Source organism: Roseobacter sp. HKCCD7870 (assembly GCF_037830315.1).
Taxonomy (GTDB): Bacteria; Pseudomonadota; Alphaproteobacteria; order Rhodobacterales; family Rhodobacteraceae; genus M30B80.
The window spans coordinates 1,512,076-1,532,835 of the sequence record NZ_JBBLYO010000001.1 but is presented as its reverse complement, the minus strand read 5'-3'; the positions used below and the strand labels follow the sequence as shown (position 1 = coordinate 1,532,835).

19 protein-coding genes and 1 pseudogene are annotated in these 20,760 nt (G+C 55.2%); 8 read left to right on the top strand and 12 right to left on the bottom strand.

Going from position 1 to position 20,760, the window contains the following annotated elements; genetic code table 11:
- Positions 1-120 precede the first annotated feature (120 nt).
- The 6 genes from AAC637_RS07715 to hslO all read right to left on the bottom strand — a co-directional run bounded on the left by AAC637_RS07715 (position 121) and on the right by hslO (position 8,355).
- Positions 121-1,812 carry a Y-family DNA polymerase gene (locus AAC637_RS07715; RefSeq protein ID WP_340303006.1) on the bottom strand — a complete coding sequence of 564 codons (1,692 nt, stop codon included), beginning with the start codon at positions 1,810-1,812 and terminating at the stop codon, positions 121-123.
- Between the two features lie 71 nt (positions 1,813-1,883).
- Positions 1,884-3,224: a lytic murein transglycosylase gene (locus tag AAC637_RS07710; protein ID WP_340303005.1), complete on the bottom strand. Its 1,341-nt coding sequence runs from the start codon at positions 3,222-3,224 to the stop codon at positions 1,884-1,886.
- Positions 3,225-3,271: 47 nt separating this feature from the next.
- Positions 3,272-5,530: a ribonuclease R gene (gene rnr / locus AAC637_RS07705; protein WP_340303004.1), complete on the bottom strand. Its 2,259-nt coding sequence runs from the start codon at positions 5,528-5,530 to the stop codon at positions 3,272-3,274.
- 44 nt (positions 5,531-5,574) lie between these two features.
- Positions 5,575-6,741, bottom strand: coding sequence for a CCA tRNA nucleotidyltransferase (locus AAC637_RS07700; protein ID WP_340303003.1), 1,167 nt, complete (start codon positions 6,739-6,741; stop codon positions 5,575-5,577).
- Entirely contained in the window at positions 6,738-7,346 is a 609-nt protein-coding gene (locus AAC637_RS07695; RefSeq protein ID WP_445322716.1) for a CoA pyrophosphatase, read from the bottom strand. The genes AAC637_RS07700 and AAC637_RS07695 overlap by 4 nt, the downstream gene beginning before the upstream one ends.
- Before the next feature lie 7 nt (positions 7,347-7,353).
- A complete protein-coding gene (gene hslO, locus AAC637_RS07690; protein ID WP_340303002.1) occupies positions 7,354-8,355 on the bottom strand; it encodes an Hsp33 family molecular chaperone HslO in 1,002 nt (333 codons plus the stop codon).
- Between the two features lie 262 nt (positions 8,356-8,617).
- Here hslO and AAC637_RS07685 point away from each other — a divergent pair, with 262 nt between their 5' ends.
- The 4 genes from AAC637_RS07685 (at position 8,618) to galE (ending at position 10,962) form a co-directional block, all read left to right on the top strand.
- Positions 8,618-8,821, top strand: coding sequence for a hypothetical protein (locus AAC637_RS07685; protein WP_340253084.1), 204 nt, complete (start codon positions 8,618-8,620; stop codon positions 8,819-8,821).
- Positions 8,822-8,854: 33 nt separating this feature from the next.
- A complete protein-coding gene (locus AAC637_RS07680; protein ID WP_340303001.1) occupies positions 8,855-9,640 on the top strand; it encodes a glycosyltransferase in 786 nt (261 codons plus the stop codon).
- A complete protein-coding gene (locus AAC637_RS07675) occupies positions 9,592-9,873 on the top strand; it encodes a glycosyltransferase (protein ID WP_340303000.1) in 282 nt (93 codons plus the stop codon). The genes AAC637_RS07680 and AAC637_RS07675 overlap by 49 nt, the downstream gene beginning before the upstream one ends.
- 75 nt (positions 9,874-9,948) lie before the next feature.
- Entirely contained in the window at positions 9,949-10,962 is a 1,014-nt protein-coding gene (gene galE, locus AAC637_RS07670; protein ID WP_340302999.1) for a UDP-glucose 4-epimerase GalE, read from the top strand.
- Here the strand turns inward: galE and AAC637_RS07665 are convergent.
- A complete protein-coding gene (locus AAC637_RS07665; protein WP_340302998.1) occupies positions 10,959-12,179 on the bottom strand; it encodes an argininosuccinate synthase in 1,221 nt (406 codons plus the stop codon). The genes galE and AAC637_RS07665 overlap by 4 nt on opposite strands.
- A gap of 131 nt (positions 12,180-12,310) precedes the next feature.
- Here AAC637_RS07665 and ilvA point away from each other — a divergent pair, with 131 nt between their 5' ends.
- Positions 12,311-13,549: a threonine ammonia-lyase IlvA gene (gene ilvA / locus AAC637_RS07660; protein WP_340302997.1), complete on the top strand. Its 1,239-nt coding sequence runs from the start codon at positions 12,311-12,313 to the stop codon at positions 13,547-13,549.
- A 10-nt stretch (positions 13,550-13,559) separates the two neighbouring features.
- On the opposite strand, the gene AAC637_RS07655 is transcribed toward ilvA, so the two are convergent.
- Positions 13,560-13,760, bottom strand: coding sequence for an Hpt domain-containing protein (locus AAC637_RS07655; RefSeq protein WP_340302996.1), 201 nt, complete (start codon positions 13,758-13,760; stop codon positions 13,560-13,562).
- A gap of 6 nt (positions 13,761-13,766) precedes the next feature.
- On the bottom strand, positions 13,767-14,216 hold the full coding sequence (locus AAC637_RS07650) for an NUDIX hydrolase (protein WP_340302995.1): 450 nt from the start codon (positions 14,214-14,216) through the stop codon (positions 13,767-13,769).
- Positions 14,217-14,374: 158 nt separating this feature from the next.
- Here AAC637_RS07650 and AAC637_RS07645 point away from each other — a divergent pair, with 158 nt between their 5' ends.
- Positions 14,375-15,346: a KpsF/GutQ family sugar-phosphate isomerase gene (locus AAC637_RS07645; RefSeq protein WP_340302994.1), complete on the top strand. Its 972-nt coding sequence runs from the start codon at positions 14,375-14,377 to the stop codon at positions 15,344-15,346.
- A 4-nt stretch (positions 15,347-15,350) separates the two neighbouring features.
- Here the strand turns inward: AAC637_RS07645 and AAC637_RS07640 are convergent, their stop codons facing one another.
- The 3 genes from AAC637_RS07640 to AAC637_RS07630 all read right to left on the bottom strand — a co-directional run bounded on the left by AAC637_RS07640 (position 15,351) and on the right by AAC637_RS07630 (position 18,366).
- The gene (locus AAC637_RS07640; protein ID WP_340302993.1) at positions 15,351-16,655 is read right to left on the bottom strand and encodes a UDP-glucose dehydrogenase family protein; all 1,305 of its coding nucleotides are present in this window, start codon (positions 16,653-16,655) and stop codon (positions 15,351-15,353) included.
- 37 nt (positions 16,656-16,692) lie between these two features.
- Positions 16,693-17,712 carry an NAD-dependent epimerase/dehydratase family protein gene (locus AAC637_RS07635; RefSeq protein ID WP_340302992.1) on the bottom strand — a complete coding sequence of 340 codons (1,020 nt, stop codon included), beginning with the start codon at positions 17,710-17,712 and terminating at the stop codon, positions 16,693-16,695.
- An 81-nt stretch (positions 17,713-17,793) separates the two neighbouring features.
- Positions 17,794-18,366: a DNA-3-methyladenine glycosylase I gene (locus AAC637_RS07630; RefSeq protein ID WP_340302991.1), complete on the bottom strand. Its 573-nt coding sequence runs from the start codon at positions 18,364-18,366 to the stop codon at positions 17,794-17,796.
- A 66-nt stretch (positions 18,367-18,432) separates the two neighbouring features.
- Between AAC637_RS07630 and AAC637_RS07625 the strand changes: the two are divergent.
- Together AAC637_RS07625 and AAC637_RS07615 are read left to right on the top strand one after the other, a co-directional pair.
- Positions 18,433-19,304: pseudogene (locus AAC637_RS07625) on the top strand (EAL domain-containing protein).
- A gap of 159 nt (positions 19,305-19,463) precedes the next feature.
- Entirely contained in the window at positions 19,464-20,639 is a 1,176-nt protein-coding gene (locus AAC637_RS07615; RefSeq protein WP_340302988.1) for an acetyl-CoA C-acetyltransferase, read from the top strand.
- The last annotated feature ends 121 nt before the right edge of the window (positions 20,640-20,760 follow it).

Genomic DNA, 20,760 nt, shown 5'->3' with positions numbered 1-20,760 from the left:
GCCATTATTCAGCCACAATCTTATATTTTTAGACATTATTGACCAAATAAAAAAATCCAATCCTTGGAAACGGATCGTTCGCAAATCAGCAATGCATTGAAATTATTTGAGTTTCGCTTTTTAGGTGAAGTCACCCTGGGCAAACCAACCGCCTGTTATCGCACCTCCATGGGCATAAAAAAGCCATAATCTGGCACCTTGCTCGGTGGTAATGCACCAATAATCCCGCAATCCAGTGCGCCAATTGGGGTCATCAAGCCACCATTCTGGCGCGATTCTTTCGGGGCCGATATAGGATTTCACAGTGAAATTTTGTCGCCGCCATGCAAAGCGAAATGGCGGTTCTGGGCTGTCGGGGGCATCAATAAATTCGGGCTTGAATAGGGTTAAAGGGCGCGGAAGATGCGCGCGTGGCCATAGGCCCCCAAACGGGTCTGACCATGCGGCCGCAAGAGACTTCTGTGATTTTTCGGGCAGATGGCTTTCTGCCGGATGGGGTCGGGTGATTGCTTCTAGCCCAATCCTTGTGCCAATGCGCGTGATCAGATCGTCCAAGGCGCTGCGCGCCGCATGGGCGCGCGCGGAACTATCCCCGCCTTGATGTGCGATGGCATTGCGCGCCTCGGTTTGCAGCGCCTCAAGGCGGATCATATCAAAGGCTGTAGAAGGTTCTAAATCTTTGAGGCCTTGTTCCATCTGTAATTTCAACAGGCTGTAAACGGTGCGCGCATCGGTATGGCTGCGCGCAAGCCGCAAAGTGATATGACGGCGCGCTTCGGTCATTTCGGCAAGATCAAGACGTAGGCTGCGCAGATCTCGCCCTGCTTTGTCGAGCTTTTGACACAGCGCTTCGGTTAAACGTAGGATCGCTGCATCAAGATCATTACTTGTGCCAATGGGTTCGGGAAAGCTCATGCGCACCGCGAAATAGGGCGTACTGCGCGCGGGCGAGACAGGTTCGGCAAGACTTCCCAAAGCTTGGTCAAGGCGCTGGAGCAAAAACGGGCCAAAGCGCCGTGCCAGACCTGCGCGGGGTTGCGCAAGCAGATGGTGAATCTGATGCAGGCCAAGCCGTGCCAACCCGTCTATCGTTTCGTCCCCAAGCCTCAAAGCGGCGATAGGCAAGGGCAAAACTGCCGCGCGGGTTTCTAACGGGGGTGCGATATGAATAGACGCCTCTTTGCTTTGGCGGGCAAGTGGCGCAAATTTTGGGCCCATGTCACGCCTGCGCAAAGCGGCGCGTGCCCGCGTAGCGCGCGCTTCTTGGCTGATGGCATCACCACGGGCTTGTTGCGCTTCGCCACGACCATGTCCAAAGCGGGCCAAGGCCCAAGCTGCCCCGCGCGTATCGGCAAGCCCAATTTTCGCACTTAGCCCCAATGCCGCGAGATCGGCGCAAATGGTCTCGGCCATGGCGGTTTCCCCACCAAAAAGATGGGCGCAGCCAGAAATATCCATCACCAGACCATCTGTCCCCTCAGCCGCGATCCAAGGCGAAAATTTTTCTGTCCATCGACACAGCGCCTTGTGAAAGGCTTGTTCTTGCGCGGGGTTTTGACTGCGGGTGATCAGATTTGCACATAGCGCCATAGCGGCGCTTAACGCTTGTCCACGATAAAGCCCTGCGGCTTGTGCTTTTGGGCAGAGCGAGGAGAGAACTTGCCGATTGCCCGCTTCCGCAATCACGGCAAGTGGTTGCAGGCTCGTGCCGCGATGCAGGCGCAAGATTTGCTCCGCAGCAAGATGCGGCAAATAGATCGACAAAATGCGGCGCGTTTTGGCACGGGCCATTTGGGGGGCGGGGGCGGACATTCGAAATCATCCATCAAATGTTCACATTTTGTTCTTATTTAGTCCACGCCCCAGAAAGAGTCGAGTCCCACCTATTGCAGGCGGCGTAAAAGATCGGGGCTGGCATAGCCGTCAGGTAGGAGGCCGTTGGCAATTTGATAGGCGCGGATTGCTGCCACGCTATTGGGCCCAATCCGCCCATCGACCCCGCCTGTATCAAACCCTGCCGCGGTGAGTAGTGTTTGCAATTCTGCACGCTCACTCCGCGTTAGGACGCGGTCATTGCGGGGCCATGTGGCGCGAAATCCGTTTGAACGCCCCACGATCCTATCTGACAAATGACCTAGCGCGATCACATAGCTGTCAGCGGGGTTATAGCGCTCTAGGACACCAAAATTATCGTAGACCATAAGCGCCACACCATTCGCCCCTGCGGGGAGGAGTAGCGCAGAGGGCCCATGATCTGGCAAGGGTTCACCATCCGCGAGGGTGACTGCGCGGTTGCGCCAAAAACCGGCACCGCGTTTTTCCTCACGACTGGCAAGGCGATAGTCAAATCCTTGTGGCAAGCGCACCTCTAACGCCCAAGGTTGCCCGCGCCGCCATCCTGCTTCGCTCAGGAAATTGGCGGCTGAGGCCAAGGCATCGCGCGGGTCATCGCCCCAAATATCTGCGCGACCATCGCCCGTGTAATCGACCGCATAGGCCAGATAGCTGGTTGGCATGAATTGCGTATGCCCCATTGCCCCTGCCCATGACCCTGCAAAGGCGCGGGGGCTGACCGCCCCGATCTCTAGGATTTGCAAGGCGGCGAGAAGTTCGGCTTCGAAATAGGCGCGCCTGCGCCCTTCCCATGCCAGCGTGGCCAATGCGCGCAATGTGTCTGTGTTTCCACGGAAACTGCCATAGGATGTCTCGACCCCCCAAACGGCGACAACCACCTCTCCAGGAACGCCAAATTGAGATTCGATCCGCGCCAAATCTTCGCGCCACCTTTGATAATTGGCCCGCCCGCCTTCGATGCGTTGCGTGGACACGGCGCTGTCGAGATAGTCCCAAATGGGGCGCACAAATTCGGATTGATTGCCATCAAGACGCACAACCTCATCTAAAGGGGTCATTCGGCCAAGGGCGGCATCTACCACTGCGGGCGAAATACCTTGTGCCACGGCGCGGTATGCGAAATCTGCGCGCCATTGAGAAAAACTTTCGCGGGGTGCAGGGTTGGATTGGGTGCTGAGCGTGGCAGGTCGTGGGTAAGGCAAGGGTGAACTGCTGACCGCTAATCCCTGAGCCAAGCTTACCTCTGCGCCAAGCGATATGAAAATGGCGGCCATAGCCACGCACCATTGCAAGGCGTTTTGCTTCACCTGCATTTTTATTCCCCGATACAGACCAGCAACAGCCCGCTGGCGCTTGGTTTTGCCGCTCATGGACAAACCTAGCGCGCAGAATGCATTCCGCCTAGGGGCAATCGAGATTAGGATTTTCGCTTTTTCAATTTGCGCAATTTAAGCTTTTTGGCTTCAGCTTGGCCCGATCTGCGCCCGCCAAAGCCGCGCTTGCCGCGTTTGCCGCCTGTGTTGGGGCGGTGTTGCGTGCCGTGAATTTCTAGTAGCTCAAGACCAATGCCGCCTGTCACGGGCAAGGCCTCCGTCAGGCGCACCAAGACGCGATCCCCAATGCCTAAGGTTAAACCCGTATCCGCACCCATCAATGTCTGGGTGTCTGCATCAAAATGGAAAAACTCGCGGCCCAAGCTGCGCACGGGCAATAAGCCGTCTGCGCCCGTTTCGTCCAGTTTCACGAATGCGCCGAACCGCGCCACACCTGAAATGCGACCTGTTAATTCCGCCCCCACGCGATCCTTGAGATAGGCGGCCAGATAACGGTCGGTCGTGTCTCGCTCGGCCACCATCGCGCGGCGCTCAGCTTCGGAGATTTGTTTAGCGGTGACGTCCAGCGTTTCGATATCTTCGGCGCTCAAGCCATCCTTGCCAAATCCGTGAGACGAGATCAGCGCCCGATGCACGATCAAATCTGCATAACGGCGAATGGGGGATGTGAAATGGGCATAAGCCCGCAGAGCAAGACCAAAATGGCCGAAATTTTCGGGGTGGTAATAAGCCTGCTGCATAGAGCGCAAGGTGGAAATATTGATCAACTCATCGTGATCCGTGCCCTCGGCCTGCGCCAAAAGTGCATTGAGATGGCGGGTCATCAACACCTGACCTTTCGCCAAAACAAGCCCCGCTGTGGCGGCCGTCTCGCGCAAAGCGTCCAGCTTGTCGGGATCGGGTTCTTCGTGAACGCGGAACAAGAGCGGCGATTTTTTCGCAATCAAAGTTTCAGCTGCGGCGACATTGGCCAAAACCATGAATTCTTCAATCAGGCGATGCGCGTCTAGCCTGTCGCGGAAGGCCACGCTTTCAACCTCGCCTTCTTCGGAGAGAATGATACGCCGCTCTGGAAGATCAAGGTCAAGCGGTTGGCGGCGCGCCCGCGCGGTTTTGAGTGCCTCATAAGCCGCAAAGAGGGGCGCGATGACGGGCTCCATCAAAGTCTCGCAACGCGGGGTTGGGGCGCCGTCTTGGGCGGCCTGCGCCTCTTCGTAGGACAAAGATGCGACCGAGCGCATAAGCCCGCGATGAAAGCTTTGCGCCTTTTTCTCACCCGTTGCATCAATGACCATCCGCACGGCAAGACAGGGGCGCAAAACGCCCTCATGCAAAGAGCAAAGATCCCCCGATAATCGGTCAGGCAGCATCGGCACAACGCGATCTGGGAAATAGGCAGAATTGCCGCGCTTTTTTGCCTCGCGATCAAGCGCACTGCCCGCGCGCACATAATGCGCGACATCGGCAATCGCGACCCAGATGACATGACCGCCTTTGTTCTTCGGGTCAGGGTCTGCATGCGCATAGCACGCATCATCATGGTCACGCGCGTCTGAGGGGTCAATGGCCACGAAAGGAAGATTGGTTAAATCTTCACGACCTGATTTTGATGCTGGTTTGGCTTTGTCAGCCTCTGCGATGACCTCGTCTGGGAAATTATCGCGCAGCCCATGTTCATGGATAGCAATGAGGCTGACCGCCTTCGGCGCGCTTGGATCGCCAAGCCGTGTCACGATGCGCGCCCGCGGCAGGCCCATGCGGGACTTTGGCCCTGCAAGCTCTGCCTCGACCAACTCGCCATCTTTTGCGGATAAGGTGGCATCTGAGGCCACGCGCCATTCTTTGTCTGATCCTTTGGTGACGGGCAAAATACGCCCACCTTCCGAGGTTGTACGGAAAATACCAATGAATTTGCGGGGATTGGTGCCGATGCGCCGAATAAGGCGCGCGAGGTAGCTGTGGTCTTCGCCATGAACCTCTTGCAAACGAGCAAGGATACGGTCGCCTTCACCCAAGGCAGGATCAGCCTCACGGGGAACATATAGAATTTTTGGCGCGTCCCCCTCGCCCTGCCATTCCATCGGACGGCAGAATTGATCCCCTGCGCTATCTTCGGCCAAAACTGTCAGGATGGCCACGGGTGGTAATTTATCGGGGTCGGCATAGGTTTTCTTGGCGCGGCGCAGATGGCCTTCTTCTTCAAGCTCTTTGAGAAGGCGCTTGAGATCAATGCGCGCGGCCCCTTTGATACCAAAAGCCTTCGCGATATCGCGTTTTGAACTGGCATGTGGATGATCGGAAATCCATTGCAGGATTTCGCTTTTTGATGGGATCGCGCTCATGGCACTGCCCTAGCATGGTGTGGGCCTGCCGTCATGAGGTAATCTTAAAGCGCCAAAAGATCGCTGCGGGTCAGGCGAAAGCCTGAGGCAATCCAACGTGCTTCTAACTCCGCAAGGGCTTTGCCCAAGTCTGGCCCCTGCAACTTGGGCATGAGATCGGCTGCGCGAATTGGAAACTCCGCCTGTGCGCCCAATGTTGCGGCTTCCCATTCAGAGAGATCAAGCGTGGTTTCAAAGAAGGCATGGCGCAGCATCAGCGCCGCGTGGGCCATTTTCTCACCATGGCGATAGCCCAATTCTGCGCCCGCCATGTTGCCCGTAGCTGTCTCGCGCAAAACTGCCACATTTTGGGTCATAGATTTGGATAGACGGAGTTCCGTTTGCGGATCTTCCCCCCCAATCGCGGCAAGCCTAAGGGCGGGATCAGGTGCAAAGCCGCGCTCGGCCTCAAAATGCAAAACTGGGCCTAAGGCGCGCAGATTTGCGCCTGTGATGCAGTGATGTAAAATTCCCGCTTGCTCCATCGCGGCCAAGGCGGGTGCGGGGTTTTGGGCGCACAGAAGCTTGATCATCTCTGCCCCAATCCGTTCGCGCGACAACTGGTCTAGCCCGTCTGCCAGTGCCGCACAGGCCGCGAGTATGTCGGGATCAAACCCTGCATCTGGCGGTGCATAATGCGCATGAAATCGGAAGAAGCGTAAAATACGAAGATAATCCTCACGGATGCGGTGATGCGCCGACCCGATAAAGCGCAACAGACCCCTGCGCAGATCGTCCAAGCCTTGGCCCGTGGGATCAGATATCGCACCGCCCGCATCAACATAGAGTGCGTTGATCGTGAAATCCCGCCGCATGGCATCCTCGGTCAGGCTTGTGCCAAAGGCTACGGTTGCGCGGCGGCCATGGGCTTCGACATCACGGCGAAAGCTGGTCACTTCATAACTTTCCCCCGATAGGATAAGGGTTACGGTGCCGTGTTCAATGCCCGTTTCTAAGCATTTTACAGAGGCCGCTTGCGCCAATTCGATTACCTGCTGTGGGGTTGCATCTGTGGCGATATCAATATCCCCCACCGCATGACCCATCAGGTGATTGCGCACCGCACCGCCCACAACATAGGCTTGGTGGCCTGCATCGCTCAAAAGTGCCAAGGCTGCTTGCGTGGTGCGATTGGAAAGCCAACCTGCGGATATGATAGGGGATTGGTTCATGTGATACGATCCGCAAGAGATTTCAATATCCGCGCGGTCGCGCCCCAAATGTAATAGGGGCCATAGGGCACGGCATAGAATTTGCGCCACTGTCCCTGCCAGCGGCGGGCCTCTATACGGAAATTCTGCGGCTCCATCACGAAGGAAAGCGGGACGCGAAACACCTCGTCTACTTCGTTCGCTTCTGGCATTGCTGTAAAGGGCGCGGTGATTTCAGCCAAGATCGGGGTGATCAGATAGCCCGTGACTGTTTCATGCGGCAACAGATGGGACAGCACATTGACCTGTGCCACAGGCAGACCGATTTCCTCATGCGCCTCGCGCAGGGCGGTATGATCGAGGCTAGCATCGGTTTCGTCCTGCTTGCCGCCTGGGAAAGCAATTTGTCCAGGGTGATGGGCCAAATGCGAGGCGCGTTTGGTCAATACAACCTGTGGCGTGGCCCCAAAGGCCTCGATGCCGAAAAGCACAGCGGCAGGGCGCAGTTTGCGTCCCGCAGGCAATTTGATGTCAGGGTTCAAATCATAATCGGAGGAGGGTTTGGCGGGCCGCTCAAACGCCGCCATCACCTGATCTAGAGTGATCTTTCCCGCCGCCCCCGCCATTGGCCCTTTACACCTCTGGCACGGGTTTTGTCGCCTCGAACCCAAGGGTTTCAGGGTCGAATTCATAATGCGCCCCGCAGAATTGGCAATCGGCCAAGACCTGCCCGTCTTCCGTGGTCATATGCGCGATATCTTTGGCCGAATAGATCGACAGGCTTTGACGCACCCGCGCCTCCGAACAGGTGCAGCCAAACCGCACTGGTAGCGGATCAAAGACGCGTGGAGATTCCTCATGGAACAAGCGCAGCAAGAGATCCGTCTGGCTGAGAGAGGGGCCAATCAATTCAAACGTGTCTACAGTATCAAGAAGGATATTGGCGCGGTTCCAATTTTCGCCCTCATCCTCATTGAGAAGATCGGTTGCGGCCAAAAGCCCCGCTTCCCCTGATCCGCCTTCGCCAGTCACATGCGGGCTTGCTTTGGGCATATGCTGAAGCATCACGCCGCCTGCGCGCCAATTCTCTCCCTCCTGCCCTGGGGTGGAGGAACGACCATAGCCCAACATAAACCGTGTCGGTAACTGTTCGGATTGTGCAAAATAAGCCTCTGCACAACCGCGCAAGGCATCGCCCGTCAGAGGTGTGATGCCCTGATAGGGCGCGCTGCCCGTGCCTTGATCCAAGAGAAGTGCGAAATAGCCCTTGCCCGCCTGTGGAAAGGGTGCGGCGCTGTTGTCAAATTTGTCTTTGTCGTAACTCGCATAGGCACGGATGCGGGCGGGTTTCCCCTCGCTTTCAGGGGCATAAAAATCTGTCGCGATCAAACGCAGCGGCCCATCACCGCGTAATTGCAGCGACAATTTCCAACGCAGTTTTATGGTCTGTCCGATCAAGGCGGTCAAAAGCACCATCTCAGCCACCATAGCCTCAACCCCTGATGGGTAATCATGTTGGCTAAGAATTTGATCCAGCGTCTGGTCAAGGCGCACCACGCGCCCCCGAATATCGGAAGCGTCTAATTGAAATGGTAAAACCACATCATCCCAAGCGGCATCCGCGCCAACAGTCATTCTCTTTCGTCCCTCGCCTAAAATAATCGCGCCTTTTCGGTCAGGGTCAGCCAAAGGCCGCGCCCCGTCAACCGCGGTCTGCTTTCATATAGGTCGTCCAAGGGCAAGACCCAAACCACGCTTTGGGCCGCAAAGCCGCCATGCGGCTGCCACAATCTGGGCAAATTTCGATGGTCATTTACGGGCCATAACTTTGATTTGGCTCTCATTGCGCGTGGCTTGCGCAAAAACCGCCTCAGGCTGCGAACGGGGTAAGGCGCATATGAAAATTTTGATGGTTCACCAAAATTATCCCGGTCAGTATCGAGAAATATTGTCTTGGCTGATTGCACAAGGTGGGCATGAAATTGTGTTTCTGACCCAAAGACAGGGCATTGCGCCGCGCGATGGGGTCAAGATTGTCAGCTATCCAACCCATCACAGACCCTCTGACGGTGCCTATGCCCTCAGTAAATATTGGGAATAATGTTGTGGCAATGGCTATGGCGCGGCCGTTGCGATGCAGGCGATAAAGGCCGAAGGGTTCACACCCGACATCATCTTGGGACATATTGGTTGGGGTGAGTTGACCTTTGTGCGTCAGGTTTGGCCCGGATGCCCTGTCATTGGATATTTTGAATATTTCTTTCTCAATGAGGGCGGCAGTGTTGGCTTTGATCCTGAATATCCGTCTTCCAAAGACACGCCCTACATCATGCATGCGCGCAACGCGATGAACTTTGCCAATTTGGAAACGGTTGATCGAGGGGTTACACCCACGAAATGGCAGCACGATACCTTTCCCAAAAGCTTCCATTCTAAATTTTACACCTGCCACGATGGCATCCGAACGGACAGGCTTATGGCTGATCCAGATGCCACAATCGGGCTGTCTCGGCTTGCGAAGAAACTGACGCGAGAGGATGAGGTTTTCACCTATATGGCGCGCAATTTGGAGCCTGTGCGCGGTTTCCACCACTTCATGCGCGCTTTGCCAAAAATCCTAGAGGCGCGGCCGAATGCAAGGGCGTTGATCATTGGTGGCAATGAGGCCTCATATGGCAAGAAATCGGATATCCAAGGGGGATATCGCGCGCAAATGGAGCAAAAAGTGGGCAAAGACCTTGATTGGTCGCGTGTCCACTTTTTAGGCCGTGTGCCTTATGCGGATTATCGCACCATTATTCAGCTCTCGCGCTGTCACATCTATTTGACGGTGCCCTTTGTTTGTCCTGGTCTTTGCTTGAATCGATGTCGATGCAGGCCCCTATTGTGGCCTCTGGCACGGCTCCCGTGCGCGAGGTGATTAAAGATGGCAAGACGGGGCTTTTAGCGGATTTATTGAACCCTGATGAGATCGCCGAAAAGGCGATCCAACTTTTGTCGGATTACAAACTCGGTGAGAAACTCGGCAAAGCCGCCCGTGCCCAAGTGGTGAAGTCCTATGACTTTGAAAAAGTCTGCCTGCCTCAGCATCTGCGCCAGATCAATGCGCTGGTTCCAAAGGCCAAAGCGATCACTTTGCCCAAAGCCAAATAGCGATCAGGGGTTTGACCGCGCGGGTGTTTTCTGACAGCAGGATTAACAATACCGCAGTTTCCGCACGGGTGATCCATGGCAAAGCAAATTCTGGTAACAGGTGGGGCGGGCTATATTGGCTCGCATGTCGTGGTCGCTTTGCATGAGGCGGGCTATACCCCCGTCATATTCGATAATTTTAACAACGCCCGCCGCGATGTGCCTGTGCGTTTGGCGCAGATTATGGGCACGGCCCCAAGCGTTATTGAGGGGGACATCCGCGACAGTGCCTGCCTTGATCAGGCCTTTCAGGAACATGAATTTGGCGGGGTGATTCATTTGGCTGCCCATAAAGCGGTGGGCGAAAGCGTTGCCAAGCCATTGGCGTATTTTGATAATAACGTGGGTGGTTTTTTGAACCTCCTCGGCGCAATGGAGCGGGCAGGGTGTAAGCGCCTTGTGTTTTCGTCATCCGCCACAGTTTATGGTGAGCCTGATGAAACCCCAACGCCCGAAACTGCGCCACGCCGCGCGATGAACCCTTACGGGCGCACCAAAATCATCTGCGAAGAAATGTTGCAAGATCTGTGCGCAGCTGATCCGGAATGGGCGGTGGGTGTTTTGCGTTATTTCAACCCCGCTGGGGCGCATGGCTCGGCGCTGATTGGCGAAGACCCTGCGGATATTCCAAACAATCTGATGCCCTATATTGCCAAGGTGGCCACTGGCGCATTGGCAAAAATCTCGGTTTTTGGAAATGATTATGACACGCGCGATGGCACGGGCGTTCGGGATTATATCCATGTTGAAGATTTGGCCGAAGGCCATGTTCTGTCTTTGGCGCAGTTGCGGCAGGGGCACGGGCATTTGGTCAATCTTGGGACGGGGCGGGGGTATTCGGTCTTGGAAATGATCGCCGCCTATGAGCGCGCTACGAACCGCCAGTTGCCCTATGAGATTGTCGCGCGCCGTGAGGGGGATGTGCCAATTTATTGTGCCAAAACAGAAAAAGCCCGCGATCTGCTTGGGTTTGAAGCAAAGCGCGGGCTAGATGAGATGTGCGTCAGTTCTTGGGCTTGGATGCAGGCCCAAGAGCGCAGGAACGATTAACCTTTTAGGCGGCGATTGCGCGCGGCCAACAGTTTCAAGCGCAGCGCGTTCAGCTGGATAAAGCCCTGCGCATCTTTTTGATCATAGGCGCCCGCATCCTCTTCAAAGGTCACATGGGCCTCGGAATATAGGCTGTGATCAGACCAACGCGCCACAGTGCGTGCCGCTCCCTTATAGAGTTTGACGCGCACAGTGCCAGATACATGCTCCTGGCTTTTGTCGATTAGCGCTTGAAGCATTTCGCGCTCAGGGCTGAACCAGAAGCCGTTATAGATCAGTTCCGCATAGCGCGGCATGATGGAATCTTTCAGATGGCCCGCGCCGCTATCCAAGGTGATCTGCTCAATCCCGCGATGGGCCTCAAGCAAAATCGTGCCGCCTGGTGTTTCATAAATGCCGCGCGATTTCATCCCAACAAAGCGGTTTTCAACCAGATCAAGGCGGCCAATGCCGTGCTTGCCGCCCAATTCATTAAGCTTGGTCAGGATTGTGGCAGGGCTCATTGCGGTGCCATTGATTGCAACTGCATCACCGCGCTCAAACGTGATTTCCACCATTTCGGGCGTGTCAGGCGCGTCTTCAGGATGGACGCTGCGCTGATAGACGTAGTCGGGCGCTTCTTGTGCGGGGTCTTCGAGAACTTTCCCTTCAGAAGAGGTGTGCAGCAGGTTTGCATCCACTGAAAATGGGGCTTCGCCGCGTTTGTCCTTGGCGATAGGAATTTGATTTTTTTCTGCAAAATCCAGCAATTTTGTGCGGCTGGTCAAATCCCACAACCGCCACGGTGCGATGACTTTGATGTCTGGGTTAAGCGCGTAGGCGGCCAATTCAAAACGCACTTGGTCATTGCCCTTGCCCGTTGCCCCATGCGAGATCGCATCGGCCCCAGTGGCTTCGGCAATTTCAACCAAACGCTTGGAAATCAGCGGGCGCGCGATGGATGTGCCAAGAAGATAAAGCCCCTCGTAAAGCGCATTGGCGCGGAACATCGGGAAAACAAAATCGCGCACGAATTCTTCGCGGAGATCTTCGATGAAAATTTCGGACACGCCCAGCAATTCGGCCTTTTTGCGTGCGGGCTCCAGTTCTTCGCCTTGACCCAGATCGGCGGTAAAGGTCACGACCTCGCAGCCATATTCGCTCTGCAGCCATTTCAGGATGATGGATGTATCGAGACCACCTGAATAAGCGAGAACAACTTTCTTGGGCGCAGACATCGTTTAGCTCCGAATTTGAAAGGGATTGGCGCGCGATAACGGGTTTTGGCGAGGGACGCAAGTTGGTGCAGTATCCGCTTGGCGCATTGCGCAGGCTAGACAGGGGGCAATCTTTAAGGCAGGCCTAGGGAATGAATGATTTTAAAAATAATGCCAAAGCTGCCGAACAGGCTATGCGCGCCTTGTTTGCGCCCACGCCTTTGCAGAAAAATATTTATCTGTCAGAGCGCTATGGCGCGGATATTTGGCTAAAGCGCGAGGATCTTAGTCCTGTGCGCTCGTATAAAATTCGCGGTGCCTTTAACGCAATGCGCAAGGCCTTGGCCGTGGATGCCACGCGCCGGCAATTCGTTTGCGCCAGTGCGGGCAATCACGCACAAGGCGTGGCCTATGTCTGCCAGCATTTTGGGGTTGAGGGTGTGATTTTCATGCCCGTCACCACGCCACAGCAGAAGATCGCCAAAACCCGTGCCTTTGGGGGGGCCAATGTGCGCATTGAATTGGTTGGCGATTATTTCGATGAGACATTGGCCGCAGCGCAGGGATTTTGCGCGCGCGAAGGTGCTCATTTCCTGTCACCTTTTGATGATGAAGATGTGATTGAGGGGCAGGCTTCGGTGGCTGTTGAGATGGTCGAGCAACTGGGCCACGCCCCCGATTGCTTGGTGTTGCCTGTAGGAGGCGGGGGGTTGTCAGCGGGTATGTTGTCGTATCTCGGGCGTGATCAGGCAGTGACCTTGGTTGAACCTGTGGGCGGCCCAAGTCTGACCGCAGCATTGGCCGAGGGCGTGCCAAAGACGGTCAAAATTGAAGATACGTTTGTCGATGGCGCGGCTGTTGCGCGGATTGGTGAAAAAACCTTTGCGCGGCTCAATCATATCAAGCCTGAACGCGTGCATTTGGCACCTGAAAACCGGATATGCGTGACGATTCAAGAGATGCTCAACATCGAAGGCATTGTGCTAGAACCTGCGGGGGCCTTGTCGGTTGATGTTTTGCCTGAAATTGCTGATGAGATTGCGGGTAAGTCGGTGGTCTGTGTGACCTCTGGCGGAAATTTCGATTTCGAGCGATTGCCCGAAGTCAAAGAGCGCGCAATGCGCTTCTTGGGCGTCAAGAAATATTTCATCTTGCGTATGCCGCAGCGCCCAGGGGCCCTGCGCGAATTTTTGAACCTGCTTGGCCCAGATGATGATATCGCGCGATTTGAGTATTTGAAGAAATCCGCACGCAATTTCGGGTCGGTTTTAATTGGGATTGAAACAAAAGACGCCGCGCATTTTCCTGATCTAATGGCGCGGATTGAGGCGCGTGGATTTGCCTGTCGCGACATTACCAATGACGAGGTTTTAGCTGAGTTTTTGATTTGAAAAGCGCGGTCTAAATCTCGGCGCCAAGTTGGGGGATATGGTGCGCCAGCGCCGCAAGACCGGTCGAAAGCAGTCGGGTCAAACTGTCGAGATCGGCCTGTGTTGCGAGCCCCTCACGATGTTCAAGTCTGTGGCAATATTCGCAAAAGCTGGTTAGGCCAAGATTACTGGCCGCCCCGCGCAACGCATGAAATGCACGCGCTGCCGCCATGTTGGCTTATCGGCCATAATGGGCCAGGAGTTGCCGCACAAAATGCCGATCCCCTGACACGGCTAATAGCGTTTCAGCCTCGTCCCACGGCAGGAAAATCGCGCTATGGCCTGCCTCTGTTGGATCCCCCATGCGGCGCCCCAGTTGGGCATAGAAGATGTGGCATTGTTTATGTGCGTGATAGCCATAATCGGGCATAAATGTATGGCGATGAAACATCCCCAAGCGGCGAATTCCATGGATGCGATATCCCGTTTCTTCCAAAACTTCGCGATGCAAGGCTTGGATGGCGGTTTCGCCTGCGTCAATCCCGCCTCCAGGCAATTGAAATTCGGGGTCTGGATCCTCTTGGAATGTGGCCAGAATGCCATCACCTGCATCAATAATCGCATAGGCCCCTGCGCGGGGGCGGTGATACTGGTTTGGATCTGGCCAATTGCCAAAACGGCGGTTCATTTTATCCCCCCTCAGGTGCGACTTGCTTTGAGCACGACTTTGACAGGTGTATCCCGTTCTCAAAACCCCTCAAATGCATGTGAGACCCTGTGCAAAGCTTGATTTTTTGTCTAAGTCAGACCACAGCACGCCACACCAACCAGATCGGGCAAGAGATTATGACACAGCAGGATAAATTGGCCGCGATCCGCGACACCGCCGCCCGCGTTTTGAAAATTGAGGCGGATGCGGTGATGGCTTTGGCCGCGCATTTGCCTGCTGATTTTGACGGCGCGGTTGAGGCCATGCTGGCCGCGAAAGGCCGTGTGATCTTATCTGGTATCGGAAAATCGGGGCATATTGCGCGCAAGATCAGCTCAACCCTTGCTTCGACTGGCACACCTTCGGCTTTTGTCCACCCTGCTGAGGCAAGCCACGGTGATTTAGGTATGATCACCCCTGAGGATTTGGTAATTTTGATCTCAAACTCAGGTGAAACGGCTGAATTGGGCGATATCGTGGCCCATGTGGCGCGGTTTTCAATCCCGATGATTGGCATATCAGGGCGCGAAGACAGCACATTGATGCGGGCGGCGCAGTATCGCTTGACCTTGCCTGCCGCGCCTGAGGCTTGTGTGATTGGGATGGCGCCGACAACCTCAACGACCCTGACACTTGCCTTGGGCGATGCATTGGCCGTTTGTGTCATGGAGCAGCGCGGTTTTCGACCCGATCAATTCCGCACCTTTCATCCCGGCGGGAAACTGGGCGCACAATTGTCAAAAGTTGCGCAATTGATGCATGAAGGGGCGGCCTTGCCCTTGGTTCAGGTGACTACCCCGATGCCTGAGACCCTGTTGGTGATGACCGAGAAAAGCTTCGGTATCGTGGGGGTCTTGGACGGCGAAGGTCGCCTTGATGGGGTGATCTCAGACGGGGATTTGCGGCGCAACATGGTGCGGCTGATGTCCTGCACGGCTGGTGATGTCGCCACCAAATCCCCCCGCGTGACCGCCCCAGATGCCCTTGCTGCCGAGGCCTTGGCGGTCATGTCTGCGCATAAAATCACAGCCCTTTTCGCGTTGGATGATGAGCAACGCCCTGTCGGTCTGTTGCACTTGCACGATTGCCTGCGGGCAGGTTTGGCTTAAACCCTTAGCGTCCTATAGCGTCATAGGTGGCAAAGCCTGCGTTTAGCGCATCTTGGCGGCTGTATATATTTCGCAAATCGGCCATGCGCGCCTGCGCCATGCCTTTGGACAAACGGGTTAAATCCAGTGCGCGGAACTCGTTCCACTCGGTTAGGATCACCAAAAGATCGGCGGCTTCCGCAGCGGTATAGGGGTCATCGCACCATGTCACATTTGGCAACAGATGTTCCCCTTCGCGGTGGCCTTGCGGGTCGACTACATGCACGGTCGCGCCGCCGCCCACAAGAGCGGGCACAATGGTAAGCGAAGGCGCATCGCGCATATCATCGGTGTTTGGCTTGAAGGTTACGCCCAGCACGGCGATTTTCTTGCCATTGAAACTGCCATCGCACAGATCACGCAGTTTTTCGATCATGCGCAGTTTAACTGCGTCATTCACGCGGATCACTGTTTCTACAATCTGTTGGGGGGCCGCAAAATCCTGACCAATCCGCGCCAAGGCTTGGGTGTCCTTGGGGAAACAAGACCCACCATACCCTGGCCCTGCATGTAGAAACTTATTTCCAATGCGCCCATCAAGCCCCATACCTTTTGAGACTTCCTTCACATCCGCGCCGACTTTTTCGCAGAGCGCGGCGATTTCATTGATGAAGGTGATCTTGGTCGCAAGAAAGGCATTGGCCGCGTATTTGATCATTTCCGCCGATTCCAAATCGGTGGTCACTATTGGAAAATCGCGCAGATACAGGGGGCGATAAATCTCGGCCATAACCTTGGCTGCGCGCTCTGATTGCACGCCAACCACAACGCGGTCTGGCTTCATGAAATCGTCAATTGCGGCCCCTTCCCGAAGAAACTCGGGGTTTGAGGCAACATCAAACTCCGCCTTTGGATTGACCTGTGCCACAACCTCTTGCACCTTGCGGTTGGTGCCAACAGGCACAGTCGATTTCGTCACCACCACGGCGTAGCCTGTCAGCGCGCGCCCGACTTCTTCGGCGGCGGCCATGACATAGGTGAGGTCAGCATGGCCATCGCCCCGCCGCGTGGGCGTGCCAACAGCAATAAACACAGCATCTGCCCCATCCACAGCTTGCGCCAAATCCGTTGTAAAGGACAGCCGCCCCGCCTCGACATTGCGGGCCATCAGATCCTCAAGGCCAGGCTCATAAATTGGAACCGCACCCTTATTCAGTTTAGCGATTTTTTCTGGGGCTTTGTCGACACAGATCACCTCATGCCCAAAATCCGAGAAGCAGACCCCCGAAACCAAGCCAACATAGCCTGTGCCAATCATTGCAATCCGCATGGTTTAATGTCCCTTTTTGGCCAATCTTGTTCTCGTCCTAGCAGCGATAATAATTGCGATACCAGTCCACAAACGCGGCAACTCCGTCTTGCACTGTAGTTTGTGGCTTGTAGCCTGTTAAGCGCATCAAAAGGCTCGCATCAGCCCATGTGGCAGGCACATCGCCTGCTTGCATACCCATGAAATTCTTTTGCGCCTCGATCCCAAGACGCGCTTCTATGGCGGCGATGAATTCCATCAAAGGCACTGATTGTGAATTTCCGATATTCACAATGCGATGGGGCGCAACAGGTGAAAGGCTATCGCCTTCAGCAATCTCAGTGGCCGCGTTGGGGCGGGTCGGGATGGCATCAATCAGACGCACAATCCCATCAACCAGATCAGTGACATAGGTAAAATCACGGGCCATCTCGCCATGGTTGTAGACATCAATAGGCTTACCTTCGAGGATCGCCTTGGTGAATTTGAATAGTGCCATATCAGGCCTGCCCCATGGGCCGTAGACCGTGAAAAACCGAAACAATGTGGTGGGGATGTCGAAGAGATGGGCATAGGAATGCGCCATCACTTCGTTGGATTTCTTGGTTGCCGCATAGAAAGACATCTGTGTGTCGCATTTTTGCGTTTCGGCATAGGGCATCGTCTCATTCGCGCCATAGGCGGAGGAGGTCGAAGCGATCAGTAAATGTGCGGGCTTGTGATGGCGCGCGGCCTCAAGCACGCGGAAGGTTCCGATCAAATTGGCTTCGACATAGCTTTCGGGATTGTCGATGGAATAACGCACCCCCGCTTGCGCGGCCAGGTGGATCGCCGCGTCAGGATGGAAATCGGCCATGAGCCCATCCATGACACCCGCACCCTCAACCCGATCATGCACAACGCGGAAATTGGGCGACTGGTTCAGCATCGCCTCGCGGCGTTCTTTGAGGGTGACATCATAGTAATCGGTCATGGCATCTAGGCCCAGAACCTCCCACCCATCGGCCAAGAGACGCTGCGACAGGTGAAACCCGATAAAACCAGATGAACCCGTTACCAAAGCGCGCCGTGTGGCCATGTCATGTCCTCGATTGTCGTTTGGGTTTCCCTAACAGGGAAAGCCTTGAACTTCCAAGAGACAAATCCGCGCTTTTGGGGGCTATGTGATATTTGGCGCAAAGGCACAGGTTGCAAAATGGTCATTCACAAGCCCGCTGGCTTGCATAAAGGCATAAACTGTTGTGGGGCCGCAGAATTTGAACCCTGCCTGCTTTAGGGCCTTGGACAGCGCCGCCGAGGTTGCGGTTTGTGCTGGAACATCACCAAGGGTTTGGGGGCGGTTTATCTGCGGGGTGTGATCCACAAAGCCCCAGATAAATTTTGAAAAGCCAATCTCAGCCTCAAGTTTGAGATAGGCCTGTGCATTTGTAAGGGTAGCCTCAATTTTACCGCGGTGGCGAATGATGCCTTGATCTTGCATCAATCGCTCAATATCCGCTGCACCCCATTTGGCAAGTGCATGGGGATCAAACCCTGCAAAAGCAGCGCGAAAATTCTCGCGCTTTCGCAGGATCGTGATCCAACTTAGGCCTGCTTGGAACCCTTCAAGACACAAGTTTTCAAACAGCCCGCGGCTCTCATTAAGGGGCCGCCCCCATTCTTGGTCGTGATAGGTGATGTAGTCGGGATCGCCTAAACACCATGCGCAGCGAATTATCGTTGGATCATCCATAATCTGCCCCTTTGTTCACCTCACATTAAGAGTTGGCACGGCACATCTACAAGGCAGCAATTGGAGATGACCATGACCGTGCCGCGCAGCGATTTTGCAAATCCTGATTTGGCCAGCCCTTTCGCGGTTGCCATGACCGATATGCGGCGCGGGGCAATTGCCCTAGTCGAAGGGGCTTTGAGGCGCGGGGATGTCGCCTTAGCATTTCAGCCGATTATGCGGGCCCATGGGAAAGGCCCTGCCTTTTACGAGGGGTTGGTGCGCGTATTTGATGAGGCGGGGCGGTTGATCCCCGCCCGCGATTTTATCATGGAGGTTGAGGCCACAGAACTTGGCCGCAGACTGGATTGTGCGGCCCTTGCGATGGGGCTTGCAGCTATACATGAAGCGCCGCATCCGCGTCTTGCGGTGAATATGTCAGCCCGCTCTATCGGCTATGCGCCGTTTCATAAAATTCTGGCCGCTCATATTGCCGCCCATCCGCAAGATTTGGAACGTTTGATCCTTGAGATCACTAAGACAAGCGCGATGCAGATGCCTGAATTGGTGACGCCGTTTATGCGGGATCTGCACGCGAAGGGGTTAGCTTTGCCTTGGATGATTTTGGGGCAGGGAATACTGCCTTGCGCTATTTGCGGGACTTCTCGTTTGATATTCTGAAGGTTGATGCGCAATTAGTGGCGCATGTCGCCGATGATCCCGACAATCAGGTTTTATGTTCTGCGATCCAATCCGTGGCACGCCATTTTGATATGCTGATTGTGGCGGAAGGGATTGAAAACCCTGCTCATGCCGATTGGCTGTCACGGGCGGGCTTTGATGGGTTGCAAGGATATGTATATGCCGTGCCCAGTTTGGAAAAGCCGTGGCTGAAGGAAACCGCCCCTATTCACCCCTCTATTGCTGCGCCATGGCGGGTGCGCCCTGGGTCGCGTTAATCTGTCAATCGCGCAGATGTCTAGAAAGCGCGACAACAAAGTCTGTTGTCGGTTGAGCGATGAAGGCCTATCACTAGAACCGGAGGAAAGAATTTCGGCCCCGCGGCCCTCTCCTCTCCGCCACGGGGTCGGCAGGGATAGGTCAGGAAAGGACGTCTAATGACCAACGTGGTGATTGTTTCTGCTGCACGCACAGCGGTAGGTAGTTTTCTGGGATCATTCGCAAATACGCCTGCCCATGAACTTGGGCGCGTTGTGCTTGAGGCCATTGTGGCCCGTGCAGGGATTGATAAATCCGAAGTGTCCGAGACAATTTTGGGGCAAGTTTTGACAGCGGCACAAGGTCAGAACCCCGCGCGTCAGGCGCATATTAATGCAGGTTTCCCAAAGGAAGCGGCCGCATGGAGCATCAATCAGGTCTGCGGTTCGGGCCTACGTTCAGTCGCAATTGGGGCACAGCACATCATGTTGGGTGACGCCGCAATCGTTGCCGCTGGTGGTCAAGAAAATATGTCGATGAGCCCCCATGCAGCCTGCCTGCGTCAGGGCCAGAAAATGGGTGATTTGGCCTATATCGACACAATGATTCGTGATGGTTTGTGGGATGCGTTTAACGGCTATCACATGGGCCAGACCGCCGAGAATGTCGCCAATCAATGGCAAATCAGCCGCGAGGCTCAGGACGAATTTGCGGCTGCGAGCCAGAACAAGGCTGAGGCGGCGCAAAAGGCAGGTAAATTCGTGGATGAGATCACCCCTGTTACGCTGAAAACGCGTAAGGGTGAAACCGTTGTTGATAGCGATGAATATATCCGCCATGGCGCAACAGTCGAAGCGATGGCAGGCTTGCGTCCTGCCTTTGCAAAGGATGGCTCTGTGACAGCGGGCAATGCCTCGGGCCTCAATGATGGCGCTGCCGCGGTGTTGTTGATGTCAGAAGAAGACGCGCAGAAGCGCGGTCTAACCCCATTGGCGCGCATTGCTTCTTATGCTACTGCAGGTCTTGACCCTTCGATCATGGGTGTTGGCCCGATCTATGCGTCACGTAAGGCATTGGACAAAGCGGGGTGGGCTGCTGCTGATCTTGATTTGGTTGAAGCCAACGAAGCCTTTGCTGCGCAGGCCTGTGCTGTGAACATGGATATGGGGTGGAACCCTGATATTGTGAACGTGAATGGCGGCGCGATTGCCATTGGCCACCCGATTGGTGCGTCTGGCTGTCGTATCCTGAACACGCTTTTGTTCGAAATGCAGCGCCGTGATGCGAAAAAAGGTCTGGCGACCTTGTGCATCGGCGGCGGCATGGGCGTGGCCATGTGCCTTGAACGCCCCTGAGGCAACTTATTGGGGTATTTCGCAAGGGGCGCTTTCGGGCGCCCCTTTTTGCATCCGCAAAATCATATGCGAAACAATGTTGCGCACGCAGCATATCTATCATAACAACGTTACACAGACC